This window comes from Curtobacterium sp. PhB190 (assembly GCF_004365385.1).
Lineage (GTDB): Bacteria > Actinomycetota > Actinomycetes > Actinomycetales > Microbacteriaceae > Curtobacterium.
The window spans coordinates 18,448-42,836 of record NZ_SODN01000016.1 but is presented as its reverse complement, the minus strand read 5'-3'; the positions used below and the strand labels follow the sequence as shown (position 1 = coordinate 42,836).

Genomic DNA, 24,389 nt, shown 5'->3' with positions numbered 1-24,389 from the left:
ACGCCTCGACGCCATGACGCCGAGAGAAGCTCTCGACGAGCTACTCTCGGCGTCACTGACAGGCGGTGTTGCACCGACCACTTGAATCCACCCGCCGAACATCGGCGGCACCCTGTCGCTTTCGCGGGTGAAGACCGGCCAGGTCAGCCGAGCTTGTCCTCGAACTGGGCCGGCAGCTTGTCGAGCGCCCACTCGATCGCAGCGGTGGTGCCCATCGAGAACGCCGACGACACGTCCTTGTCGTCGAAGACGATGTAGTGGCCAGCCTCGACCGACGGCACCTTCTGGAACAGCGGGTCAGCCTCGGCCTTCGACGCGTCGACGTAGATCGGCAGGACCAGCGTCAGGTCGGCGTCGAGCAGGTCGAGGTTCTCGTCGGACAGCGTCACGGAGAACGCCTTGCCGGCTTCCTTGTCGATGGCCGACGGGATCGTGAACCCGAGGTTCTTCATGAACGACGAGCGGCTGTCCGTGGAGGCGTACGCCCCGAAGCCCTCGGAGCTGTACGCACCGACGACGGCGGTCTTGCCCTCGAAGTCCGGGTGGGCCTTGCGCGCCGTGGCGTAGGCGTCGTCGAGGTCGGAGAGCAGCTTCTTGCCCTCGGACTCCTTGCCGAGCGCCTTCGCGATCATCGTGGTCTGCTGCTCGGTCGAGGCGAGGTAGTTCTCGCCGCCCTTCGGGATCGCGACGGTCGGCGCGATCGCGGACAGCTTGTCGTAGCGGTCCTTGTCGCCAGACGACTTCACGTCGAGGATCAGGTCGGGGTTGAGCTTGAGGATGTCCTCGTAGCTCGGCTCGAGCGTCTGGATGATCTTCGGCGACTTCGTGTACGCGTCCTTCAGCCACGGTCCGACGCCGTCGCCACCGAAGGCGAGCCAGTCGCTCGCGCCGACCGGCTGCACGCCGAGCTCGAGCGCGGTCTCGGCGTCACCCCAGCCGAGGGCGACGACGCGCTTGGGCTGCGAGTCGATCGTCGTGGTGCCGAGGCCGGTCGTGATGGACACCGGGAAGGCGCCGTCGGACGAGCCGGACGAAGCCGTGTCGGTGGACGAGCCGGAGCCCGAGGCACAGCCGGCGAGGACGAGGGAGGCTGCGGCGACGGCACCCGCAGCGGCGAGGACACGTCGGAGACGAAGGGATGAGCGGATCACGAAGGGTAGCCTAACCTAACGGGGCGTACAGGAATTCAGCTGGATAGGCTGGGTGATCGTGGCCGTCCCAGATCCAGACCGCACGCGCCTCGCGGTGCTCGGCTCCCCCATCGCGCATTCGCTCTCCCCCACGCTCCACGAAGCGGCCTACGACGCGCTCGGGTTGGGGTGGTCGTACGGGAGGCACGAGGTCGCGTCCGGTGGGCTCGACGAGTTCGTCGCGGGGCTGGGTCCCGGATGGCGCGGGCTGAGTCTCACGATGCCGCTCAAGCGCGAGGTGCTGCCGCTCCTCGACCGCACGACCCCGTTGGTCGATGAGCTCGGGGTCGCCAACACGGTGGCGTTCCGCCACGAGGGCGACAGCATCGTCCGTGCGGGTGCCAACACCGATGTCCAGGGGCTCGTCCGTCCGGTCGAGGCCCTCGGGCACCTTCCCGGCGAGGCCACGATCCTCGGCGGCGGGGCGACCGCGGCGAGCGCCCTGTCCGCAACCGTGCGGCTCGGGGCGTCACTCGTGCGGGTGTTCCTGCGCGACACCGCGAAGGCCGGGTCGCTCGTGGAGCTGGCCGTGCGGCTCGGCGTCTCGCTCGAGGTCCTGCCGCTCACCGACCTGCCCGGCACCCGCCACGGGTTCGTCCTGTCGACGCTTCCCGGCGGTGCGGCCGACCCACTCGAGCTGGTGCCGTCGGGGTCGGACGCCGTGCTGTTCGACGTCGCTTACGAGCCGTGGCCGACCGCCGTCGCGTCGCGTTGGGCCGGTGCGGGCGGCCGGGTGCTGAACGGTCTCGACATGCTCACCGAGCAGGCCATCGGCCAGATCCGCTTCTTCCTGACCGGTGACGAGGACGAGCTGCTGCCCGACGAGGCCGCCGTCCGTCGTGCGATGCGCTCGGCTGTCGGCCTGCCCGCCGTCATCAGCAGCTAGCCGACGACGACACCGGCGACCCGCGGTCAGCCGCGGGACCGCGCCTCGGCGTCGAGCAGGGCGACGGACACGTCCCACAGCCGGTCGGCCTGGTCAGGGTCGAGCGCCCAGGGCAGCACGCCGTGCAGGCCGTCCTCGATCCGCTCGACCACCGCTGCTTCGTGGCAGTCCTCGAAGTAGCGGCCGGTGATCCCGTCGAGTTCCGGTGCGGTGGCGAGCAGGACCGAGGTCGCGGCTCCCTGCTCGGGGGTCTTCACGGCGTCGGCGGCGGCGATCTTCGTGGCGGCGAGGACCTCCGGGTCCCAGTGCTTCTGCAGCCCGGTCCAGATCCCGCCGGGCATCAGGGCGTTCGCGGTGATGCCGTCGGCGGCCCACCGCCGGCCGGCAGCGACGGCGAACAGCACGTTCGCGGTCTTCGACTGGCCGTAGGCGAGTCCGGGTTCGTAGGGGCGCCGGCGGAAGAACAGGTCGTCGAACACGACGGGCGAACCGCCGTGGCCGCTCGACGACACCGAGACGATGCGGGCCGAACCCGAGGCCGCCAGGGCGTCGTGCAGCCCGACCGCGAGGGCGAAGTGCCCGAGGTGGTTCGTGGCGAACTGCGCTTCCCACCCGGCGGGCGTGTACGACTCGGGCGCGTCCATGATGCCGGCGTTGGCGACGAGGACGTCGAGCGGCCCCGACCACGCTGCGGTGAACGCCTCGACGGAGCCCGGGCGGTCCAGGTGCAGTTCGACGACGGCCGGTGCGTCCGTCCCCGTCGACCGGGCGATGTCGTCCGCGACCCGTCGGCCGGCGTCGACGTCCCGCACGGCGAGCGTCACGCGCGCCCCGGCTCCGGCGAGTGCTCGGGCGGTCTCCACCCCGATGCCGGACGCGGCGCCGGTGACGATCGCCGTGCGTCCTGTCAGGTCGAGGCCGTCGACGACCTCGGCGGCCGTGGTCCGGCCGCCGAAGCGGGTGAGGTCGCGTGCGGGCATGTCGACTCCTGTCAGCTGGCGTGGTGCGGAGCCGTCAGGCGACGACACCGTCCACGTAGAACCATCGTCCCTGCTCGCGGACGAACTCGCTCGTCTCCTCGAGCGTCCCGCGGTCGTCGTCGGAACGCCACCACGCGCGGAACGCGACCGTGCCCTGGGAGTCGAACGGGCCTCCCGAGGTCGTCGTCAGGATGTCCAACCGGGTCCAGCGCTGGGACGCGTCCAACTCGAGGGCCGCCGGTCGGGTGCGCGGGTGCCAGGTGAGCAGCAGGTACTCCGGCAGTCCCAGCGCGAACGCGCTGAAGCGTGAGCGCATCAGGCGTTCCGCGGTCGGTGCGGCCGCTCCGCGGTGCAGGGGGCCGCAGCACTCGCCGTAGGGATTGCCGCTCAGGCAGGGGCAGCGCGTCTCGTCGGTGACCACGCCGGAACGCTAGTCGACGATCGACAGCGCGACGGTGATGTTGCCGCGGGTGGCGTTCGAGTACGGGCAGATCTCGTGCGCGCGCTCGGCCAGGCGCTGGCGCTGCTCCTGCGGGGCGGCCGGTGCGTAGACGTCGAGCTCGACCGCCAGGCCGAAGGTGCCGTTGCCGGCGCCGCCGATGCCGACCTCGGCGGAGACCTCGGCGCCGGTGGTGTCGAGGTCGAGTTCCTTGCCCGCGGCGTGCAGTGCACCGAGGAAGCACGCGGCGTACCCGGCGGCGAACAGCTGCTCGGGGTTGGTGCCCTCGCCGCTGCCGCCCATCTCCTTCGGCGGGCGGGTGTCCAGGTCGAGCCGGTCGTCCTCGCTGCGGACGTGCCCGTCGCGGCCGCCTCCGGTGGCGTGGGCGGCTGCGGTGTAGACGATGTCGAGACTCATGGAGCCGAGGCCATCGCGCCCACCTGGACGTGTGCTGCGCGTGCCCGGGGTGCCGGGGCCGGGCGCCAGCGCGTGCCCGCGCCGCCGGGCGTGTCCGCGGGCGTGCCGCGGGGTGCCCGCGGCGCACTTCGTTCGTGAACTTCGTGAGCAGAAATGGTCGGGCCCCACGAGCGCACTCGACCATTTCTGCTCACGAAGTACCGAGCGCCCGGCCCACGACACCCCGCGCCCGGGAAGACATGACACGTGTTCAAGATCGGGTGGCAGGTGTACCGGGAGCGACTGCCCGAGGTCATCGGTGAGCGCATCCGCCGACGCATGGTGCTCGTCGGCGCGATCGTCGCGGCGACCGCGTTCGTCGTGCTGCTGTTCGTCGGCGTGCTCCTGGACCGCTTGGACGACCCCGTTCCCGGTCCCGCCGGTGTCGTCATCGCGGTCGTGGTGGCCGCCGGCTTCGGGTGCTTCGGCGCATCGATGACGCCGGTCGGCCCGAAGGGATGGGCCGTCCCACCGATCCCGGGCATCGGCTGGCGCACGCAAGAGGCCATCGCCCGTTACTACGGCAGGAACCCTCCGGCGGTGGAGCCGCAGCACCGCGATGCCGTGCTCCACGGTCTGCTGGAGAGCCGCGACCAGATCGTCCGCTTCGCCACCCGTTCGTTCCTGCAGTTTGCCAGCTGGGTGGGTCTCGTCCTCGGCACGGTGGTCTTCGTCCTCACGTTCCCCGTCGACGGCGACCGGATGATCGTGCTCCTCGGTGTGTGGTTCATGTGGCTCGTCATCTCGAGCGGCACCGGCGTCATGGGCATCCGCACCCTCGGCCGTCAGGAGCAGCTGCGCGTCGAGGCCGAGGCGCTCCCGCCCGTCCCGCCGGCACCGCCCGCCCGCGGCCGGCCCGGCACCCCGAAGGGCAGCAAGCTCTCGCTGCCCGGAGACTGATCCGTGTTCGCACTCGGTTGGCGGATCTTCTTCCGGCACGTCGACGACGTGCTGGACCCGCGTCGTGTCCGCCGCGCGGCAGCGTGGTCCGGCGCAGCAGCCGTGGTCGCGTTGGTCGGCATGCTCGTCCTGGAGGCCCGGCTCGGCTGGACCGCACAGCCTCCGCTCCGCAGCGTGGCGGCCATCGTGCTGCTGGCGGCCGGCGTGGGCCTGCTCACGTTCGCGTGCTTCTCGACGCGGCGCCCGCCGGACCCCTCGGCGACGATCAACGGGCGGCAGGTGCGGGCCTCGTGGCAGAACTCGGTGCGGTGGTCGGTGCAGCCGTACCTGCTGCGACGGCCACGCCCCGTCCGTCCAGACGACCGCGAGGCGGTCCGCACCGACACGGTCCTGCTCCGCCGCGGCCTGATCGGCACGCTCGCCCGCGTCACCCCGCTGCTGGGGGCAGGGGTCGCCGCCGTCGGTGCTGGCCCGTTGCTCGACGTCGCGCCCTGGTGGCCCGTGGTGTCCGTCGCGCTCTACGTCCTCGTGCTGCCCGAGTACGTCGTCCGCCTCGGCCGCTCCGAACGCGCGCGGGTCGCCGCCGAGGCCGCCGAGCCGTTCGAGGTCCCCGCCGGCCCGACTTCGTGAGCAGAAATGGTCGGGTGGCGTGACGGGACCCGACCATTTCTGTTCACGAAGCGGAACGGGACAAGGGAACAGGCCGACACGACGCAACAGCCCCGCCCGCGCGACTGTCGGGGGCACGGGGCACACTGGGCGCATGTGTGGAAGGTTCGTCGTCTCCGACACCACGGCCGATCTGTTGCCCGAGCTCCTCGGTGAGCTCGCCGGCCGGACCGAGCACGTCGACCAGGACACCGGCGTCGTGGGGACCGGCCTGGTGCCGAGCTGGAACGTCGCCCCGACCGACCCCGTGTCCGCGGTGCGCCAGCGGCACGGCGAACGCGAGCTGCCGCAGATCAGCTGGGGCTTCGTGCCGAGTTGGGCGAAGGACTTCCAGAAGCAGCGCCCGAAGCCGATCAACGCCCGTATCGAGACGGTCGCGACGAGCGGCATGTTCAAGCGGGCCTTCGCGACGAACCGGTGCATCGTGCCGGCGCAGGGCTACTACGAGTGGGTGGTGCGCGAGGACGGCAAGGAGCCGCACTTCGTGCACGAGCCCGGCGGTGCCCTGGCGATGGCCGGGGTCGTGAGTGCCTGGCCGGACCCGACCAAGCCCGATGGCGACCCGGACAAGTGGCGGCTGTCGCTGGCGATCATCACGCGCGACGCCCACGTGGCCCCGGGCGAGGTGCACGACCGGATGCCGGCGTTCCTGACGCCCGACGGCTACGACGACTGGCTCGGCGGCGGCACCGGTGGCGCCGGGGGCCTCGGCACCGACGACCTGCTGGCCCTGCTCGACCACGAGTCACTGACGGTCGCGGCCGGCCTGGAGCAGTACGAGGTCGCCCGCACCGTGAACAGCGTGAAGAACGACGGCCCGCAGCTCATCGAACCGGTGGCGTAGCCAGCGAGACGCCGCCCTACTCGACGCTCGGACGCACCCACAGTTCGGCGATCTGAGAGTCCCGCGGGGCGTCGATCACGAACCGCACGGCCGAGGCGACGGTGGATGGTTCACTCCGCACCACGTCGGGGTCGGCCGGACCGTACCGATCGCCGGTGTGCGCGAGCGGGGTGTCGGTCGGTCCCGGCGCGACGGCGCTCACCCGGATCCCGTCGGCGCTGACCTGCTGGCGGAGTCCGTCGGTGACGGCCTGCAGCGCGTGCTTCGACGCGGAGTACACGGTGCTGTTCGGCACGGCCCGTCGAGCGGCGCCCGAGCTGATCACGACGACCGACCCGGCGGCCCGGCGCAGGTGTGGCAGGAACACCCGGCTGAGCTCGGCCGGCGCGATGACGTTGGTGGCGAAGGCGCGCTGCCAGTCCTCGGCGCGGGCGTCCTCGACACGCAGGCGTTCGACGATCGCTGCGTTGTGCACCAGGACGTCGAGCTCCGGTACCGAGTCGGCGAAGGCCGGGAACCCGGCGGCGTCGGTCAGGTCGAGCTGCACGGCGGTGACGTGGTCGAGCGCCCCGACCTCGTCGAGCCGCACGCGGTCACGCCCGACGGCGATCACTTCGTGGGTCCGGCGGAGCTCCTCGACGACGGCGCGTCCGATGCCGCTGGTCCCACCGGTCACGATCGCGGTGGGTCGGCCGGGTGCGGTGGGTCGGTCGCTCATCCTCCGAGGCTAGCGAGCGGCGGAGCCGCACCACCCCGCGTGACGGCGTGCGTCGGACGCGACCACGGCAGGAAGACGGGAGGCCCGGATCACGTGCGCCTGTCGGCTGACGTGATCCGGGCCTCCCGGTCGACCGCGGTGGTTACGGACGCGCGCCGCGTCGGATCCCCGGGGTGGCTGCGATGCCCGCCGCGATGCGGCGACGCGTCACGAGCAGCACGCCGGCCAGGAGCAGTGCGATCGCCGCGAGGCCGAGGCCGACGAGGCCGGTCGCACCGGTGAAGGCGAGCTCCGCGGTGTGGACCGCTGCCGCGATGCCGGTCGGGTAGGTGACCGTGATGGTCGCCGTCACCGTCTGGCCGTTGCTGTCCGTCACCGCGTACCCGATGAAGGTGGTGCCGGTGTGGCCCTTCGCCGGGGTGAAGACGACCTTGCCGTCGCGGACGGTCCAGGCGCCCTCGTGGCTGACGACGACGCGGTCGGACTGCTTGCCCGTCTCCGGGTCGATCAGGTGCAGGGTGCCCGTCTCGAAGGTGGCACCGCCCGAGGCGGAGTCGTTGTCGAGCGGGTCGATCGTGACCTGGTGCCCGACGGTCCCGGTGGCGGAGTCGTCCTTCGCGACCGCGGCGGCGACGACCGTCATCGTGGCGGTGGCGGTGGTGGTCTGCCCCGAGGCGTCCGTCACCGTGTAGGTGAAGGTGTCCGTGCCGGTGAAGCCGGCGGCCGGGGTGTAGACGTACGCGCCGGTGGGCTGGACCGTCACCGTGCCGTGGGCCGGCTTGCGGTCCAGCGCTGCGGTGAGGCGGGTGCCCTGGTCGTTGGTGAGCAGACCGTGGGCGGCGTCGCGGGAGATCGGGGTGCCGGCGATGGTGTGGCCGGCGTCCTTCGTCGCGTCGATGCCGACGGTGACGGTGACGGTGGCGTCGACCTGCTGACCCGAGCCGTCCTGTGCCCGGTAGGTCACGGTGTCGGTGCCGGAGAAGCCCTTCGCCGGGGTGTAGACGAACGTGCCGTCCGCGGCGATCGAGACCGTGCCGTGCCCCGCCGTGCCGGAGGTCACGACCGTCAGGTCACTGCCGTGGTCGTTGCCGAGCACGCCGGGGCCGGCGACGGTGATCGACTTGCCGGCCTTCGTGGCTGCCTTGTCGTTCGTCGCCGTCGGGGTGACGGTGATCGTCACGAGGCCGGTCGCGGTGTTGCCGTCGTGGTCGACCGCCGTGTAGGTGAAGGTGTCGATGCCGGACCAGTCGTGCTCCGGCGTGTAGACGTACGAGCCGTCCTTCGCCAGCGCCACGGAGCCGTGTGCCGGCTTGCGGTCGAGCTTCGCCCACAGGTCGGTGCCCTCGTCGTCGGCGAGGACGCCCGTGCCGACGGTCGCGGTCACGGTGCCGTTGGTGGCGGTGCGGCCGGTGTCGGGGGTCGCCATGGTGCCGACCAGGACGGTGACGGTCGCCGTCGTGGTCTGGCCGGAGCCGTCCGTGACGGTGTACGTGAACGTGTCCGTGCCGGAGAAGCCCTTCTTCGGCAGGTAGACGAGCGAGCCGGGCTCGGTGCCCTTCGTCACGGTGCCGTGCGCGGCGTCGCCGTGGCCGGTGACCGTGAGCGTCGTGCCGTGGTCGTTGGCGGTCAGCGTCGTGCCGGCGATGGCCAGCGCAGTGCCGGCGCTGGTGCGCACGGTGTCCGCGACGGCGACGGGCTTGACCGTCACCGTGACGGTCGCCTTCGCAGTGCCGCCGGTCGGGTCGGTCACCGTGTAGGTGAACGTGTCCGTGCCGGAGAAGCCGTCGGCTGGCGTGTACGTGACGGTGCCGGTGGTGCCGGTGCCGGTGTTCGCGGCCTCGCCGTGACCGGGCTTGGTGACCGCGGTGACGGCGAGCTTCGTGCCGGAGTCGTTGCCCGTGACCACGACGTCGACCGGGGTCGAGGCGGTGGTGGTCGCGGTGTCGGCGACGGCCTTCGGGGAGACGACGATCGTCACGGTGCCGGTCGTGGTGCCACCGGCGCCGTCGGTGACGGTGTAGTCGAACGAGTCCGGGCCGGAGTAGCCGGGCTTCGGCGTGTAGGTGTACCCGCCGTCCTTGTCGACGACGACGTCACCGTGCGACGGGTCGGTGTTGTCCGTGACGTGCAGGTCGGTGCCGGTGGCGCCGTCGAGCACGCCCTTGTCGGCCGGGACGGTGATGGAACCGTCGGCGTCGGTGGTCGTGGAGCCACCCGCCGTGACGGGTGTGACCCGGACGGAGACGGTACCGGTGTTCGTGAGGCCGTTGCGGTCCGTGACCGTGTACGTGAACTCGTCGGTGCCGGAGAAGCCGGGCTTCGGCGTGTAGGTGACGGTGCCGTCGTCGTTCCGGACCGCGGTGCCGTTCGTGCCGCTCTTGCCGACGGGGATGTCGAGCACGGACAGGCCGGTGCCGTGGTCGTTGCCGGTCAGGTCGGCGGAGGTGACCGTCTTGCTGCCGCCTGCCTTGACCGCGATCTCGTCAGACTCGGTGCCGGGCTTGACCGTGATGGTCACGACACCCGTGGCCGTCCCGCCGGAGGGGTCCTTCGCCGTGTAGGTGAAGGTGTCCGTGCCCGAGAAGCCGTCCTTCGGGGTGTACGTGAACGACCCGTCCTCCGCCAGCTCGAGGTCGCCGTTCGCGGGCTCGAGGTCGACCGTGGCGGTGAGCTTCGTGCCCTCGTCGTTCCCGAGCACGCCCGTGCGGTCGTCGCCGTCCCCGCCCACGGTCAGCGTGGTGCCGGCGGTGGCGGTCGCGGTGTCCGGGGTGACCATCGGGCCGACGACGACGGTGATCGTGCCGGTCGTGATCTGGCCGGAGTCGTCCCGCACCGTGTAGGTGACGGTGTCGGTGCCCGAGAAGCCGGGCTTCGGCGTGTACGTGATCACGCCGGTGGTCGGGTCGATCGCGACGTCGCCGTGCGTCGTGCCGTCGGCGTCCGGGACGGCGGCCGCGTCGGTGACGGTCAGCTTCGTTCCCTTGTCGTTGCCGGTGAGCGTCGTCGGCGCGATCGTCAGCGTCTCGCCGGACTTCGTCGCCACCGTGTCGCCGTTCGCAACCGGCTTGACGGTGACGGTGACCGTCGCCGGGCCGGTGGTGACCTTCGAGCCGTCGGTCACGGTGTAGGTGAACGAGTCGGTGCCGGAGAAGTCACCCGTCGGCGTGTACTCGACGGTGCCGTCCTCGGCGACCACGGCGGTGCCGTTCGCCGGGCCGGTGACGATCGTGGTGACCAGGTCCGTGCCGCGGTCGTTGTGCTGCACGTCGACGTTCACCGGGGTGCCGGCGCTCGTCGTCGTGGTGTCGTTCGCGATCGTCGGGTTGACCGTGATGGTCACCGTGGCGGTCGTCGGCGCACCGGCGGTGTCCGTCGCGGTGTACCGGAAGGAGTCCGTGCCCGAGAAGCCGTCGGCCGGCGTGTAGGTGATCGCACCGGTCGCCTTGTCGAGGGTGAGCTCGCCGTGCGCGGGCTTCGTGTTCGACGAGATCGTCAGGCCGGTGCCGAGGTCGTTGCCCAGGACGCCGGTGGCGCGGGTGTCGGCGGTGTACGTGGTGCCGGCGGCGACGCGGACGGTGTCGTCCCTCGCCAGCGGGGCGACGTTCACGGTCACGGTCACGGTGTCGGTCCCCCCGGTGCCGTCGGTGACGGTGTACGTGAAGGAGTCGGGGCCGGAGTAGCCGGTCGTGGGCGTGTAGGTGTAGCTGCCGTCCTTCGCGACGACGACGTCACCGTGAGCGGGCTTGGTGTTGCCGGTGACCGTCAGGTCCGAGCCGAGGTCGTTGGCGAGCAGGCCGGGGGCGGTGCCGGGGGTGGTGGCCCCCGCCGTCGCGGTGATCGTGTCGGCGACCGCTGTCGGCAGCACCGTGATGGTGACCGTGCCGGAGATCTTCGCGCCGTCGCCGTCCTTCGCCGTGTAGGTGAAGGAGTCCGGGCCGGAGTAACCGGCGGTCGGGGTGTACGAGTACGAGCCGTCCTTCTCGACGGTCAGGTCACCGTGGGCGGGCTTCGTGTTGCCCGTGACCGTCAGGCCGGTGCCGTGGTCGTTCGCGAGCAGACCCGTCTTGGCGTCCGCGGTGGCGGTCTGGCCGGCGTGCACGCTGAACGCGTCGTCGGTACCCGCCGGGGCGACGGTGATCGTCACGGTGCTGGTCGACGTCTGGCCGGACGAGTCCTTCGCCGTGTACTGGAAGGTGTCCGTGCCCGAGAAGCCGTCGGCCGGGGTGTACGTGTACGAGCCGTCGGGGTTCACCGTCGCCGTGCCGTGGGCCGGTGTGGTGTTCGACACGACGGACAGGCCGGTGCCGCTGTCGTTCGCCAGGACGCCCTTCGCGGGCACGGTGAGCTTCGTGCCGTTCGGCGTGTTGCCCGTGTCCGAGGTCGTGGTCACGTGGACGGCCTTGAGCGTGTTGGTGAAGGTGACCATGACGTCGGTGCCGTCGGCGGTCGTGGCGGCGGGGAACGTGAAGGTGCCGGTGTTCCCGGTGCCCTTCGCGATGACCGCGTTGGTCCCCCGGTCGACGGCCTTCCACGTGGTGTCGTAGTTCGCCATGTCCGTGGTGCCATCGGCGGTCTGCGTGACCGTGTAGTCCTTGTTCGGCGTGGTCAGGACCGCGCCCGCCTTCTGCGCCTGGATGCCCGTGGCGCTGCCGCTGCTGGTGCCGGTCGTCCCGGCGTTCGGGGTGATGCCGCCGCCGGTGATCGACACCGTGAACTGGTCACCGCTGTTCCAGCGGGTGTCGACGCTCGACTCACCCGTGACGGTGTCGGCGTAGTTGCAACTGGCGAGGTCGCTCGCGGCGTAATCACCGACGATGCGGAAGTTGCGGACTTCCTTTCCCGACGTCGGGTCCAGCTGGAAGATCGTGGTGGTGGGGGCCCGGTTGGTCGTCACCGTGTTCGAGACGTACAGGAAGCCGTCGGAGGAGAACGCAATGCCGGGGCTGTTGGTGGTGGACGGCAGGGTCGCGATCTCGGTCGTCGTCATCGCCGTGTTGCCCGACGTCGTCGGGACCTCGTTCGTGTTCACGCGGTACACGTGGTTCGCTGCGACGACGAAGAACAGTCCGCGGGAGCTGAACGCGAAGTCGCCGTTCGCGTTCGCGGTGTCGGCGGCGTTCCGCGTGGCAAGGCCGTTGATCTGCCCGACCTGACCCAGGTACTTCGCCGGCGTCGTGTCCGTCGCGGGGCGGTACGCGCCGAGCCAACCAGTGCCGTCACCGTAGTAGTAGATGCCCGTTGCCGGGTTCACGGCACCACGGATCACCGACCGTGTCGTGTCGGTCGCGACCGGGTCGCTGGCGACGCCCGTCTTCGGGTCGTACTGACGAAGCGTCGCGGTCCCACCGTTCGCTGCGGCGAACATCGAAACGCCCTCGCGCGAGATGCCGAGACCGTTGTTCGCGCCCGCACCGAGGTTCGTGACCTCCGCGGTCTGGCCGACCTTGGATTCGTCCGAACTGATGTCGACGGCGACGACCTTGCCGGTGCTGTCGATCGCGTACAGCGTGTTCTGCGGATAACAGACCAGCGCACCGTTCTGGGTCGCATCGACGGCCGACGCCGGCTCGGCGGCGAGGACCGCAGTGGTCGTCGAGAGCCCGACGCCGGCGAGCAGCGCGGCGCCGAACATGGCGACGGTTCGGACGCCGAGACGGCGTCGAGGCACAGCGGTGCCCTGGGAAGCAGGCAGCATGATCACTTTCGGGTCGAGACGATGCGGGCGCCTGATCCACGGCCGTCGGTTCAGGGAGAACGGTCAGTGGCGCCGGGTCGATACTGGCAGGTCTCGATACCGAAGTGGGGACGGGACGGGTCCCCAATAGGGGGGACCACTCGTTGTGGGGGTAGCCGCCCCGCAGGCCCGCGTCACCCGCTCGGAGCACGCGAAAACCCCACCGGATCCGGTGGGGTTTCGGGGTTCGCGGGGCTCAGCGCGTCAGACAGCCTGCCGGATCACGTCGGGCAGCAGCACGTGCAGCCGCTCGGCCAGACGCCCCTTGGCCTCGTCGAGGGAGCGGAAGTCCCCCACGTACTCGCCGAACGTGTCGGCGACGAAGAAGTGGGTGCCCTGCCGGTCGACGGTGCCGCCGTAGTACCCGCCGTAGTTGGCGACCCAGAGCCCGGTGTCGGGCTGCGCCCAGCTGATGCGGACGCGAGCCGGCGCGGTGTCGGCGACGACCTGCGCCTCGATCTCGGCGATGACCTCGATCGTCCGGGTGTCCAGCGTCACTTCGGTCTGCTGGTGGTGATCGGCGGTCATGCTCATGGTCGTGCTCCTTCGGGCTGTGCTGCGTGCTGGTGCTGCGGGCGTCGCGGACGCCGATGGTGCATGGTGGGACGGGCGCCGACGGCGCCGGTGACGCCTACTCGACCGGTCGGATGACAGACGGGAGCATGACGTGGAGCTGGTCCTCGAGCTTGGTCTGCGCTTCTTCCAGCGATGCGAACTCACCGACGACCAGGCCGAAGGTGTCCGAGGCGACGAAGCGGCCGTCGCGCTTGTCGACGCTGCCGCCGAAGTACCCGCCGTAGCCGGCGATCCACTCGCCCTGGTCTTCCTGCACCCAGGTGACCTTCGCGCGGGTCGGACGGGTCGAGGTCGCCGCGTCGGCTTCGAGGATCGCGATGGTGTCGACCGTGTCGGTGTCGAGGGTGACCTCGGCCTGCGTCGCGTTGTTGACGGTGATGCTCATGTCGCTCTCCTTCACGATCCGGGGTACATCTGCTGACACCAGAACGCTACGAGAACCACGGCCCGAACCGCCAGCGATGCCCGTTGATTCACGGGTTCCGTCAATGCGACCCATCGGCGTCCCCCGGGTTTCCGGGGCGGTGTGACGTCTTTCCGGGGTACAGGCTTCAGATCGGGGTACTCGTTTTCCGGACCTCCGAGATGCGTCACGGAATGACGGAGACGCCCATCCGGGAGGCCCGACTCACTACCGTCGGTCGGGTGACCTCCGACAGTCCCCGCGATCCAGGGCGCGCCCCGGCCACCGGCCGCAGCCGTCGGGTCGCGACGTGGCTCGCCGCCGCCTACGGCGTCGCGGTGGTGCTCGTCGGGTTCTGGGGTTCACCCGTCGACGCGGCAGCCGGTCCGACGCTCGACCGGGTGATCGCGATCGCCCATCGGCACGGGGCCCCCGACTGGTTCGGCTACGGCACGATCGAGTCGCTGTCGAACGTGGTCTTCTTCGTCCCGCTGGGTCTGCTCGTGGTCCTGCTCGCGGGCGCTCGGTGGTGGTGGGCCGGTGCGGCTGCGGGCCTGGTCGTCAGCGTCGGCATCGAGACCAGCCAGACGCTCTTCCTGCCCGCTCGCACCGCATCAGTGGCCGACGTGCTGGCGAACGGCCTGGGCGCGGTCCTCGGAGCCGTCCTGGGCATCCTGGCGCTCGCGTGGGCGGCACACCGCCGGCGTCACTGACGCGCGGACACGACGAAGCCCCCGGAGCGATGCGCTCCGGGGGCTTCGTTCAGTAGCTCGAGACTCAGACGGACTCGCGCTGGCGACGGACCGAGCCGCGGACCAGCAGCAGTCCACCACCGAGGACGACTGCGCCACCGGCGACCCAGAGGGCCAGGGCGGACACGGTCGAACCGGTGAAGGCGAGGGTGCCGTCGGTGCCGGAGCCAGCACCCGCAGCGGGGACAGCAGCAGCAGCGTCAGCCGGGGCGACGGTGAAGGCGGCGAAGCCGACGACACCCGAGGTCGCGCCGGTGGCGGTCAGGTTGTAGGTACCCGAAGCGCCCTTCGGGAAGGTGACCTTGACGGCGAGTGAACCGTCGGAGGCAGCGGTGTAGGTCTTCGAGACGGTCGTGGTCGGCAGCGCGCCGAGCGTGACCGCACCGGCACCGGTGACCTGGACGTTGACGGTCTCGTTGTCCTGGAACGCACCCTCGGTGAAGTTCACGGAGGCGGTACCACCGGCAACAGCGGTGCCGGAGACGGAGACGTCGGAGTCAGGCGTGTAACCGGCGGCATTGGCGACGGTCGGCGTGGCGAGCAGTGCGGCCCCAGCCAGCACCACCGCAGCGATGAGCTTCTTCATGTGGTTCCCCTAAAGATCTGAAGATCCAGACCCTGACACCCAGAGCCCGCTGATCCGCCCGTGGTTGTCCCCGGCCAAGAAACTGGCGGTTGTGATGGCGAAGTTGTCTCAATCTACCGGACTTTCACAGCTCGGTACCAGATGGCGTGGATTTCGGTCATTGGTCGTCATGTGTTCATTCCGGACGAGCGCGCGACCGAGTCGCCGTCATGATGCCATCGGGCTGAATCCGACGAGGAAATCCCAGGTCAGGCGAACGTTCAGTCGCACCCCACGAATCCTGACCGCCGCATCACCAGCCTGTGACGTCGGACAGCCGCGATCGATCACCCCCGGAGTGGGGTCACGCGATCCGCGTTAACGGGACGGCGGGCTCACCCGGCGGCGAGAGGCTGGTCACACTCGAACGCGATCGGCTTGGCCTCGGACTGCCGGACACCCGGGGTGGAGCTCGCCTGCACGGGGGCTTTCGCGTACTTGCTCGCGCCGAGGAAGGCAACGCGGTAGGTCAGGCTCTGGCCCGGTGCGAGCAGCGTCTGCAACTGCGCCACGGGGTGTCCGCCATCCGTCGCCGTCTGCACAGCGGTCGTCTTGCCGTCCTTGGTTGCGCCGAGGAAGATCGCGCCCTCGGGCGCGTAGGTCGCGATCAGGGTCTTGATCTTGCCCGGCTCCACACCGAAGTCGCCGCCACCCGTGACGTACTCGGGCAAGCTCGTCGCGGCGTCGGCGGGTGCAGTGTTCTTGATGGTGACCTCGACGACCGACGTGGGACGACCGTCTTTCCGGCACACTGAGCTGCCGACTGACACGGTCTTCTCGAGGTAGTAGTCCATCTTCGAGCCGGTGCCGTCGTTCAGGTACACCGCGAACTCTCGTGACAACGCCGACTCGGTCGGGAGTTCGCCGGCCACAGCGGTACCGCTGATGCGGCGCTGCTCGGCCCGGTCCGCGCTCCACAGGCGCAGTCGGTCCTCGCCGGTGCTCTGGCTCAGGGCGGAGACGAACTGCTGGGGGTCGAAGTCACCACTCGCGACCTTGTCGAACACCGCGCTGGCGGCGGAGGCGAAGAAGGCGTCCTGCACGACCGGGTCCGGGTACCTCGCGTACACGTCGCTCAGTAGGAGCTTGACCGCGTTGTCCGACGTCAAGGTGTCTCCAGTCGGCAGTTTCACCGGGCCGGTGGCCTCGAGGATGTAGCTCAGCGTCACCGGGTCCATCGCCAGCACGCCGTCGACCTGTTCGCCGAACTTCTGCTTCCACATGGCCCGAGCGAGCTTCGCCGAGACGTCGAAACGCGGGGTCAGGGTGACGTCCTGCATGTACTTCCCGGTGATGCTGCCGTACAGACCAGTCGTGTCCGGGGTCAGCGGCAGGATCGGCTGCGCGTACGGACCGAACGAGCCACCGGACGTCTGGTTCTGCAGGTGAATGGCACCGTCATCGGTCTGGAGGAGCGCCACGGCCCCCGGGATCCCGCCACCCGCGCGCAACTCGGCGTTGTTCTGGAACAACAGCAGGTAGTTCCGTTCACCGTCGTTGCCCAGCATCGCCGGCGCGAGCTGCACGACCCGGTTCGCGGTGGTCACCTGCGCAGAGGCGGACGACAACGCGTTCCGCAGCTCGGCAACCGCGGTCGTCACCGGGGACAACGTGTCACTCGTGTCGATCGCGTCCGCATCGCGGTCCGCCCGTGCCAGGGTCGTCGTCGCCGTCGCGACGGCCGGCTGCGCGTCCACGATCGGCTGCAGGTCGACCTTGCCGTTCTTCGGCGCGAACGAGTCGGTTCCGAGACCGCCGATGACGTCGGCGACCGGGGTCACCGCGTTCCGGGCAACATCGTCCACGACGACGGAGACTTGGCGGACTGCGCGCAGGTTGGCCCCGAAGAACGGGACGTTCTGCGAGGCCCCCCAGATCGGATCACCCGTCAACGAACGAGCTGCCCCCGCTTCACGCTCCAGGTGCTTCGCGGTCTTCTGCGCGGCGGCGGTGTCGCCACCGGTGAGTTGGGAGCGCAGTGTGTCGACGTCACCGACCGCTCGTTCGAGGTGTCCCTTCGCGAGCGCACCACGTACTCCCACCCAGGCGACGGTGAGGATGAGCAGCAGGACGAGGGCGAGGACGATCCACAAGACGATCCGGGCCCTGGATCCCCGGTGTGCTGCAGTGCGTCGCGACTCGGGCAGGTCGGACATGACGCGATCCTACGGTTCCCCGTGTCCAGCCCACGTCACTGACGCACGGTGTCCACGTGTTCGCGGTACCAGTCGATGGTGCTCCGCAGACCGTCCTCGAGGCCGATCTGCGCAGTCCAGCCGGCATCCGCGAGCTTGGATACGTCGAGCAGCTTCTGCGGCGTGCCATCCGGCTTGGTGGTGTCCCAGACCGTCTCACCGGTGAAGCCGACGATCCTGCCGATCGTCTCGGCGATCTCCTTGATGGTGACGTCGGACCCGGTCCCGACGTTGACCTGGTCCGGACCGTCGTAGTGCTCCATCAGGTGGAAGACCGCCGCCGCCATGTCGTCGACGTGCAGGAACTCCCGACGGGGCGAGCCCGTCCCCCAGTTCTCCACGCGCGCCGCACCCGTTCGTGCCGCTTCGTCGTACCGGCGGATGAGGGCCGGCAGGACGTGCGAACCGGTGGGCGAGAAGTTGTCGCCCGGGCCGTAGAGGTTCGTCGGCATGGCCGAGATCCACGGGCGCCCGAATTGCCGCCGGACGGCCTGCACCTGCAGGATGCCAGCGATCTTGGCGATCGCGTACGCGTCGTTGGTGGGCTCGAGGTGCCCGGTGAGGAGCGCGTCCTCGTGGATCGGCTGTTCGGCCATCTTCGGGTAGATGCACGACGACCCGAGGAAGACGAGCCGCTCGACGCCGTGCTCCACAGCCGCGTCCATCACGTTGACCTGGATCTGCAGGTTCTCGCTCAGGAAGTCGTGCGGGTAGGTGTTGTTCGCCATGATCCCGCCGACCTTGGCTGCCGCCAGCACGACGTGCTTCGGCTGCTGCTCGGCGAAGAAGGCGAACACGGCGCCGCGGTCCTTCAGGTCCAGCTCGGAGGAGCTCCGCCCGACCATGTCGGTGATGCCCTCCGACTCGAGCTTGCGCCAGACCGCCGAGCCCACCAAACCGCGGTGTCCCGCGACGTAGACGCGGTCCGCCCGGTTGATCGGACCGGGAGTGAAGTCGGTCGTGGTCATCAGGATCCCCAGCTCTCGAGTCGGACGGTGTCGATCCACGGGCTGCCCTCGTGCTCGAGGGCGGCGATGTCCGCGTCCACCATGATCCTCGCCAGTTCGGCGGTGTCGACCGTCGCCTCCCAGCCGAGCTTCTCCTTGGCCTTCGACGCGTCACCGACCAGCGCATCCACCTCGCTCGGTCGCAGGTACCGCTCGTCGAAGCGCACGTGGTCTTCCCAGTTCAGGCCTGCGTGGGAGAACGCGGTCGTCAGGAAGTCCTTGACCGTGAAGTCACCGCCGGTCGCCAGGACGAAGTCGTCCGGCTCGTCGACCTGCAGCATCCGCCACATGCCCTCGACGTACTCGGCGGCGTACCCCCAGTCGCGGACGGAGTCGAGGTTGCCGAGGTACACGTGGTCCTCGAAGCCGGCCTTGATCCGCGCGACTGCTCGGGTGATCTTCCGGGTGACGAACGTCTCACCACGTCGCGGCGACTCGTGGTTGAACAGGATGCCGTTCACCGCGAACATGCCGTACGCCTCGCGGTAGTTCCGGGTCACCCAGTAGCTGTAGACCTTCGCTGCACCGTACGGAGAACGCGGCCAGAACGGCGTCTCCTCGTTCTGCGGCGGCGGGGTCGCCCCGAACATCTCGGAGGAGGACGCCTGGTAGAAGCGCGTGTGGATGCCGGAGACCCGGACCGCTTCGAGCATGCGCATCGTGCCCACACCCGTCACGTCACCGGTGTGTTCCGGCTCGTCGAACGACACCCGCACGTGTGATTGCGCCGCGAGGTTGTAGACCTCGTCCGGCTTCAGTTCGCTGAGGAGGCTGACGAGTCGTGCACCGTCGCCGAGGTCCCCGTAGTGCAGGAACAGCTTCGCGCCCGACTCGTGCGGGTCGACGTAGAGGTGGTCGATCCGCGAGGTGTTGAACGTCGAGGCGCGACGGATCAGGCCATGCACCTCGTACCCCTTGCGGAGCAGCAGCTCAGCCAGGTACGAGCCGTCCTGTCCGGTGATGCCCGTGATGAGCGCGCGCTTCGTCAATTGGTCCCTGTCTTGTCGGCAGAACCGGATTCGAACCGGTCTGGGAGGAGCACATGAAGAATACTTTTGAATCGATCGATCGCAGCAGCCGCAGTGAGGTGAGCCGCTCGGTAATTCCGAGCGTCCCTTCCGTACCGCTCCCGCGCAGTCGGGTCTCGGATGAGCGAGAGCACGCCGTCCACGAGCCGAGTCGGCCTGCCCGCATCGACAACGATCCCTGCGTTCGCAGCGAGCACCTCGGCTCGAGTGACGCTCCCCTCGTCCGACGCGGCGAGCACCGGAACGCCGGTCGCGAAGTAGGTGGTCAGCTTGCTGGGGACAGCCATGCCGGAGATGCCGGGTGCCTCATTGACCAGGAGAACGTCTGCGGAGTTGAGTGCAGCGGCGAATTCGTCGTCAGGGAGCGGCGCAAGGAATTGCAGGCTGTCGATCCCAGCCGCCTGCTGCTGCAAGGACTCTCGTTGGTTTCCGTCACCGAGGAGGACGAAACGGATGGGAAGACCTCTGTCCTGAACGGAGCGAGCTGCTTCGACGACGTTGCCCAGGCCCTGCTTCACACCCATGTTCCCCGCGTGAAGGACGATCGTCTCGTCCGGTGCCCAGCCGAGCGACGCACGAGCCCCGACTCGGTCGACGAACTCGGGCGGCTCGACGTGGGTCCAGTTCCGCATGACGGTCACTCGCGACGCCGGCACACCGAACTCTTCGACGACCGTCTCCATGAACCGGTCGTGGATGACCACGACTGTCGATGACCGTTTGAGGACCCAGCGCTCGATCGCAGCGACGAAGCGCTCAGCCGGCCCGGTACCCGATCCTGTCTCGCGGAGGCCGAGCGAGTAGATGTCCTGGACCCAAGTCACGACGGGGGTTCCTCGCGAGAACAAGCGGGCACGCACTAGTGCGATTGCCGAACTGAACAGAGCGGGAGACACGAGAACGAGGACGTCGTGCCGCGCCCAGCGGCGGGAAACGGCGTGTAACCCGAAGCTCACCTCGGACAGCAGTCTGCTCACACCACCGGGCCGGGCCGGGAGCCGATGGCGGAGTCTGTGCACCGCACAGCCAATTTCGGTCGTCACTGCAGACGACGGTGGACGTGCGTCTCCGAAGCTCCAGGCCGGGTAGTGCGGAAAGGTCGTGATGACGCTGACGTCGACACCGGACGCCGTCAACCCGCTCGCGAGCCCTCCGCTGTAAGGAGCGATCCCGGCGGGCTCAGGGGGGAAGTTCAGGCCCACCATGAGAACTGCCCCGCGCCGCATGGGGCGACCATAACAGTTGCAAGGGATTCCGATCCGGCGTCGGCGCACCTGCGGCGCCGCCGGGCCGCCCGCCAGCCGGTAGCATCGGCGCAACGCGTACTCGGGCGCGCAGAGAGGCGGGGGCCATGATGTCGGACGCGAAAGTGCCCGTCATTCCGCTGAAGTCAGCTCCAGGTGAACGGACGTCGTGGAGCCGGGGCAAGGGGATGGTGTACCTGTGGGCCGTTGCCGAGCTGCTGTTCGTGACCAATCCCTGGCAGATCAGCTCCTCGCTCCGAGCGAAGGTCCTGCGGCTGTTCGGCGCGGAGATCGGGGTCCGCGTCATCATGCGACCGCGGATGCGTGTCCGTTTCCCGTGGAAGCTCCACATCGGCGACGACTGCTGGATCGGCGAAGGTGTGTGGTTCCACAATCAGGACCACATCCGGGTCGAGAACGACGTCGTCATCTCGCAGGAGGCGTTCCTCACGACCGGGAGCCATGCCCACCGCACCGACATGGCGTTGATCACGCGCCCGATCGAGATCGGAGCCGGCACCTGGATCACTTCGCGCTGCATGGTGCTCGGTGGCACGCGACTCGGCGAGTCGTGCCTCGTGAAGCCGATGTCATTGGTCTCCGGGACGAGTCCCGCGAACAGCGTCCTCGAAGGAAACCCCGCGCGGGTGACAGGCGTGCGCTTCGGAGATCGATGACTCCTGTCAACTCTGGCTGGGATGCGGTGCGAACGGAACCAGACCGATGCGATGATGAAGGAATGACCTCTTGGTGACTCGACTGAGGGACGCTTCCGTCCTGTGGGCGCAAGGGGGCCTCGGCAACCAGCTCTTCCAGTTGAACGCCGGCCTGACCCTGTCCGAACATCCCGCAACCCTCCTGGTCTCAGGGAGCAGTTTCGGTCGCGACCGTCTCCGGCAGTTCGAGCTCGGTGCTTTGCTCCCCTCTTCAGCGCTGACAAGCTCGAGAGAGGACTTCCGGCTCGGTCAGCCGTACGACTGGAGGGGCCGTCGCCGATCGAAGACCCGCGATCGATCGCTGACGACGGTATTCAGCGACCCCGAGACGCTACCCTCCGCCTTCCGGCCCGGAACGTTCAACATCGGGTTCTTCCAGGATGCGGCATCACTCGCTCTGCCGACGGACGCAACTACTGCCCTCCTCGCTGCGTACCGGAACGCTGTCTCGGCGGGATCTGCGTCAGCGAACCGACCCGTTCTGCACGTCCGCCGTGGCGACTACACGACTTCTCCTGCCGCGCAGCGCACCTTCGGCACGCTCTCCCGGCGCTACTACGACGACGCGTGCCGTGCGCTCGGGATCCCAATCGACGAGAGCATCATCTTCACCGATGACCCCGCCGCGGTCGAACGCGAGTTCGACGTCCCTCGCAGCAACATCATCGGACCCGAAGACATCGAATCGCCGCTCGACACGCTCGTGGCAATGTCGCGCGCCAGCGCCCTGGTCATACCGAACAGCACCTTCTCGTGGTGGGCCGCTGAGCTCGCCTCCCACGTTCCGGTCGCGGCCCCGAGCACGTGGTTCTTCGATCGCCCGGGAAACCTGCGGCGCACTGGATGGGTCTCCGTGCCGAACGCATGAGACGATTCGGCATGTCCCTGTCGCTCGGGTGGCTCCCGGCGAGCCAGGCGCTTTCCTTGGTCGCCTCGTTGGCGGCCTTCGCCGTGCTCTCGCGCGAGCTCGGGCCCGCGAGCTACGCGCAGTTCGCCGTCTTCGTGTTCGTCTACACGATGGCCGCGCTGGCCACGGACTTCTCAGCCATGGGTTTCCTGCTCGTACACGGGGTCTCCGGCCCGCTCCGACGAGCGGCGTGGTCCAGTTCGGCGGTGAGCGCGACCGCAGGTGGTGTTGCGCTGACCGCAGCGTTGTTCGTCCTTTCGTTCTTGAACCTCCCGACGGGGCCTCCCCGGGTCTTCGACGTGCTGATCTTGGTCGCGGGGCTCGTCACCCAGTCGCTCATTCAGCCGCTTCGCGGCGAACTCATGGTGCATCGCCGCTACCCGACTGTCGCTCTTACCGACGTGGGCGCAACAGTCGCCGGCTTCGCGGCCGCGATCCTCCTCGCGGCACAGATCCACTCCGTGACCGTGCTCTGCGTCCAACTCGCTCTCACCTCCGTGGTCCGTCTCCTGTTGACGCTCGCGCTCTCAGCTCGCGGTCGCCAACGGACCCTCCGAGGACGCGCAAGCAGCTCCTCGTCCGGAATGGCCGCCCCTGCGCCGAACCCGTTCCGGTACGGCCTCAAGGTGCTGCCGCTGAACGTTGCTTCGTACGCGAGCCGAGCGATCGATTCGGGCACGTTGCCGCTCATACTCCCGGTCGGAGCGGCAGCAGCGTATGCACGCTCGTACCAGTTGATCGTCACGCCGGTCACTCAGGTCCAGCTGTCCCTCGGAGGGGCGATCGTCGAGCGCATGGCCCGCCGTGCCGCGCTCCCCGGAGACAACGGCACGTTCGACAAACGAGTCTGGCAAGCACTCCACGTCGTCACCTTCGTCGCAGCCATCGTGTTGTCGGTGGGCGCACCGATCCTGGAGAAGGTCTTCTTCGGCCCTGGCTGGGTGCATGTCGCGCTCATGATCTCCTCGATGGCGCTGCTCCTGCCATCCCTTACCTTGAGTTCCTTCATGTCGTGGAAGCTCCAGATCAAAGCGGAACTCCGGCACTCGCTCCTCAACCTGGCCGTCCTCATGCTCGTGCCACTGCTCGCCATCGTTCTCGGACTGCTCTACAGCACCATTGGCGCGTTGATCGGCTTGGCAGTTGGTGCGCTCGTCCAGGGTCTTGCTCTGGCCACGCTCCATCGTTCGCTCCTGCCGATACCGCTCAGGTACGCCGTTGCACAGATCGTCGTGGAGTGGGCAGTCCTGGCAGCCCTATTGGCGGTCCGATTCCTGTGAGCTCGCTCCTCTGGTGGTCCTGAGCGGGAAACTCCACGGAGAACGCACCAGCCGCCGGAGGTGACGGCGGTCTCGCCTGCTCGTCACGTCGTCGATGCGGCGTTCGAGCCTCGCACGCAGCTGGTCGGTGCTCGTGTCGCTCACGTCGACGCCGAGCACCGACTCCGCAAGCGCGACGTACGACGCGGCGAGGTCTCTGTTGTCACGCACCTGCCCGCCGTAGCCCGGTTGCGAGGTTGCCTGCTCCGGGTGATGGCGGTACGCAACCGTCGGCACGGAGGAGAACGAGATGCGAACGCCGGATGCAGCCAGTCGCATCCAGAGCTCGTAGTCCTCGGCATGGCCAGGCCGGTACGTCGCGGCCCCGTCCAGCGAATCCCGTCGAGCAATCATCGTCGACTGCGGCACCGGGTTCAGGGCGAGGAGCGCCAGTGGCATCGCCGCCGGTGACAACGATGCAGGTCGAGGGAAGTGCACGCGCCACGTCTGACCGAATCGTGCGATCGGGGCGAACACGATGTCAGCGTCCGAGACCTGGCGGCGGTACCCGAGGAACCGGTTGGGCAGGCACACGTCATCAGCATCCATCGCGGCGACGAACTCGCTGTCGGATCGGTCGAGCAGCCGATTGCGAGCCTCTCCCGCACCGACGTTGGTCGTTCCTTCGATCAACGACACACGTCGCGAGCGCTCGGCGAAACGCTCGACGACGCGGCGGGTTCCGTCCGTGCTCGCATCGTCGTACACCAGGACCTCCGCGTCGCTCGGCATCGCGCTGAGCGTCGACCGGAGCGCTGTCGTGATCGTACGCTCCGCATTCCATGCGGGCATGATCACCGA

Annotated in this window: 22 protein-coding genes; 8 read left to right on the top strand and 14 right to left on the bottom strand. The window is 69.2% G+C overall.

Features of this window, described 5'->3' with window-relative positions; genetic code table 11:
- Positions 1-143 precede the first annotated feature (143 nt).
- Positions 144-1,151 (bottom strand): iron-siderophore ABC transporter substrate-binding protein, encoded by a 1,008-nt coding sequence (locus EDF47_RS18790; RefSeq protein ID WP_123293627.1) that lies wholly within the window; start codon positions 1,149-1,151, stop codon positions 144-146.
- A gap of 58 nt (positions 1,152-1,209) precedes the next feature.
- Here EDF47_RS18790 and EDF47_RS18785 point away from each other — a divergent pair, with 58 nt between their 5' ends.
- Positions 1,210-2,076 carry a shikimate dehydrogenase gene (locus EDF47_RS18785; RefSeq protein ID WP_207913273.1) on the top strand — a complete coding sequence of 289 codons (867 nt, stop codon included), beginning with the start codon at positions 1,210-1,212 and terminating at the stop codon, positions 2,074-2,076.
- Positions 2,077-2,102: 26 nt separating this feature from the next.
- Here the strand turns inward: EDF47_RS18785 and EDF47_RS18780 are convergent, their stop codons facing one another.
- Genes EDF47_RS18780 through EDF47_RS18770 form a run of 3 tightly spaced genes read right to left on the bottom strand, consistent with a single transcriptional unit; the run spans position 2,103 to position 3,912 of the window.
- Complete coding sequence (locus EDF47_RS18780; protein ID WP_131880702.1) at positions 2,103-3,056, bottom strand: SDR family NAD(P)-dependent oxidoreductase; 954 nt, start codon at positions 3,054-3,056, stop codon at positions 2,103-2,105.
- 34 nt (positions 3,057-3,090) lie between these two features.
- A complete protein-coding gene (locus tag EDF47_RS18775; RefSeq protein ID WP_123340113.1) occupies positions 3,091-3,477 on the bottom strand; it encodes a YchJ family protein in 387 nt (128 codons plus the stop codon).
- 9 nt (positions 3,478-3,486) lie between these two features.
- Positions 3,487-3,912 (bottom strand): organic hydroperoxide resistance protein, encoded by a 426-nt coding sequence (locus EDF47_RS18770; RefSeq protein WP_123293624.1) that lies wholly within the window; start codon positions 3,910-3,912, stop codon positions 3,487-3,489.
- Positions 3,913-4,158: 246 nt separating this feature from the next.
- Between EDF47_RS18770 and EDF47_RS18765 the strand changes: the two genes are divergently transcribed.
- The 3 genes from EDF47_RS18765 (at position 4,159) to EDF47_RS18755 (ending at position 6,364) form a co-directional block, all read left to right on the top strand.
- A complete protein-coding gene (locus EDF47_RS18765; protein ID WP_133939122.1) occupies positions 4,159-4,851 on the top strand; it encodes a hypothetical protein in 693 nt (230 codons plus the stop codon).
- 3 nt (positions 4,852-4,854) lie between these two features.
- Complete coding sequence (locus tag EDF47_RS18760; RefSeq protein ID WP_132100754.1) at positions 4,855-5,481, top strand: hypothetical protein; 627 nt, start codon at positions 4,855-4,857, stop codon at positions 5,479-5,481.
- A 133-nt stretch (positions 5,482-5,614) separates the two neighbouring features.
- Entirely contained in the window at positions 5,615-6,364 is a 750-nt protein-coding gene (locus tag EDF47_RS18755; protein WP_131880696.1) for an SOS response-associated peptidase, read from the top strand.
- 16 nt (positions 6,365-6,380) lie between these two features.
- Here the strand turns inward: EDF47_RS18755 and EDF47_RS18750 are convergent, their stop codons facing one another.
- The 4 genes from EDF47_RS18750 to EDF47_RS18735 form a co-directional block, all read right to left on the bottom strand.
- Positions 6,381-7,082, bottom strand: coding sequence for an SDR family NAD(P)-dependent oxidoreductase (locus EDF47_RS18750; RefSeq protein WP_133939120.1), 702 nt, complete (start codon positions 7,080-7,082; stop codon positions 6,381-6,383).
- 142 nt (positions 7,083-7,224) lie between these two features.
- Complete coding sequence (locus tag EDF47_RS18745; RefSeq protein ID WP_166673273.1) at positions 7,225-12,750, bottom strand: Ig-like domain-containing protein; 5,526 nt, start codon at positions 12,748-12,750, stop codon at positions 7,225-7,227.
- Between the two features lie 270 nt (positions 12,751-13,020).
- Complete coding sequence (locus EDF47_RS18740; protein ID WP_207913272.1) at positions 13,021-13,350, bottom strand: hypothetical protein; 330 nt, start codon at positions 13,348-13,350, stop codon at positions 13,021-13,023.
- A 97-nt stretch (positions 13,351-13,447) separates the two neighbouring features.
- Positions 13,448-13,777, bottom strand: coding sequence for a hypothetical protein (locus tag EDF47_RS18735; protein WP_111086112.1), 330 nt, complete (start codon positions 13,775-13,777; stop codon positions 13,448-13,450).
- Between the two features lie 260 nt (positions 13,778-14,037).
- Between EDF47_RS18735 and EDF47_RS18730 the strand changes: the two genes are divergently transcribed.
- Positions 14,038-14,508, top strand: a complete 471-nt coding sequence (locus EDF47_RS18730) for a VanZ family protein (RefSeq protein WP_165932407.1) — start codon at positions 14,038-14,040, stop codon at positions 14,506-14,508.
- Between the two features lie 64 nt (positions 14,509-14,572).
- Here the strand turns inward: EDF47_RS18730 and EDF47_RS18725 are convergent, their stop codons facing one another.
- From EDF47_RS18725 to EDF47_RS18705, 5 genes are all read right to left on the bottom strand, one after another.
- On the bottom strand, positions 14,573-15,133 hold the full coding sequence (locus tag EDF47_RS18725) for a sortase (protein ID WP_111086114.1): 561 nt from the start codon (positions 15,131-15,133) through the stop codon (positions 14,573-14,575).
- Positions 15,134-15,507: 374 nt separating this feature from the next.
- Positions 15,508-17,328 carry a DUF4012 domain-containing protein gene (locus EDF47_RS18720; protein WP_133939116.1) on the bottom strand — a complete coding sequence of 607 codons (1,821 nt, stop codon included), beginning with the start codon at positions 17,326-17,328 and terminating at the stop codon, positions 15,508-15,510.
- Positions 17,329-17,363: 35 nt separating this feature from the next.
- On the bottom strand, positions 17,364-18,335 hold the full coding sequence (locus tag EDF47_RS18715; RefSeq protein WP_131880688.1) for a GDP-L-fucose synthase: 972 nt from the start codon (positions 18,333-18,335) through the stop codon (positions 17,364-17,366).
- Entirely contained in the window at positions 18,335-19,363 is a 1,029-nt protein-coding gene (gene gmd, locus EDF47_RS18710) for a GDP-mannose 4,6-dehydratase (protein WP_131880686.1), read from the bottom strand. Before gmd ends, EDF47_RS18715 begins: the two co-directional genes overlap by 1 nt.
- Positions 19,360-20,607, bottom strand: a complete 1,248-nt coding sequence (locus EDF47_RS18705) for a glycosyltransferase family 4 protein (RefSeq protein ID WP_131880823.1) — start codon at positions 20,605-20,607, stop codon at positions 19,360-19,362. The genes gmd and EDF47_RS18705 overlap by 4 nt, the downstream gene beginning before the upstream one ends.
- 227 nt (positions 20,608-20,834) lie before the next feature.
- Between EDF47_RS18705 and EDF47_RS18700 the strand changes: the two genes are divergently transcribed.
- From EDF47_RS18700 to EDF47_RS18690, 3 genes are all read left to right on the top strand, one after another.
- Entirely contained in the window at positions 20,835-21,323 is a 489-nt protein-coding gene (locus EDF47_RS18700) for an acetyltransferase (protein ID WP_347812849.1), read from the top strand.
- Between the two features lie 73 nt (positions 21,324-21,396).
- Complete coding sequence (locus EDF47_RS18695) at positions 21,397-22,230, top strand: alpha-1,2-fucosyltransferase (protein WP_243698115.1); 834 nt, start codon at positions 21,397-21,399, stop codon at positions 22,228-22,230.
- An 11-nt stretch (positions 22,231-22,241) separates the two neighbouring features.
- Complete coding sequence (locus tag EDF47_RS18690) at positions 22,242-23,549, top strand: oligosaccharide flippase family protein (RefSeq protein ID WP_166673272.1); 1,308 nt, start codon at positions 22,242-22,244, stop codon at positions 23,547-23,549.
- Here EDF47_RS18690 and EDF47_RS18685 read toward each other — a convergent pair.
- On the bottom strand, positions 23,526-24,380 hold the full coding sequence (locus tag EDF47_RS18685) for a glycosyltransferase (protein ID WP_243698114.1): 855 nt from the start codon (positions 24,378-24,380) through the stop codon (positions 23,526-23,528). The genes EDF47_RS18690 and EDF47_RS18685 overlap by 24 nt on opposite strands.
- Between the last annotated feature and the right edge of the window lie 9 nt (positions 24,381-24,389).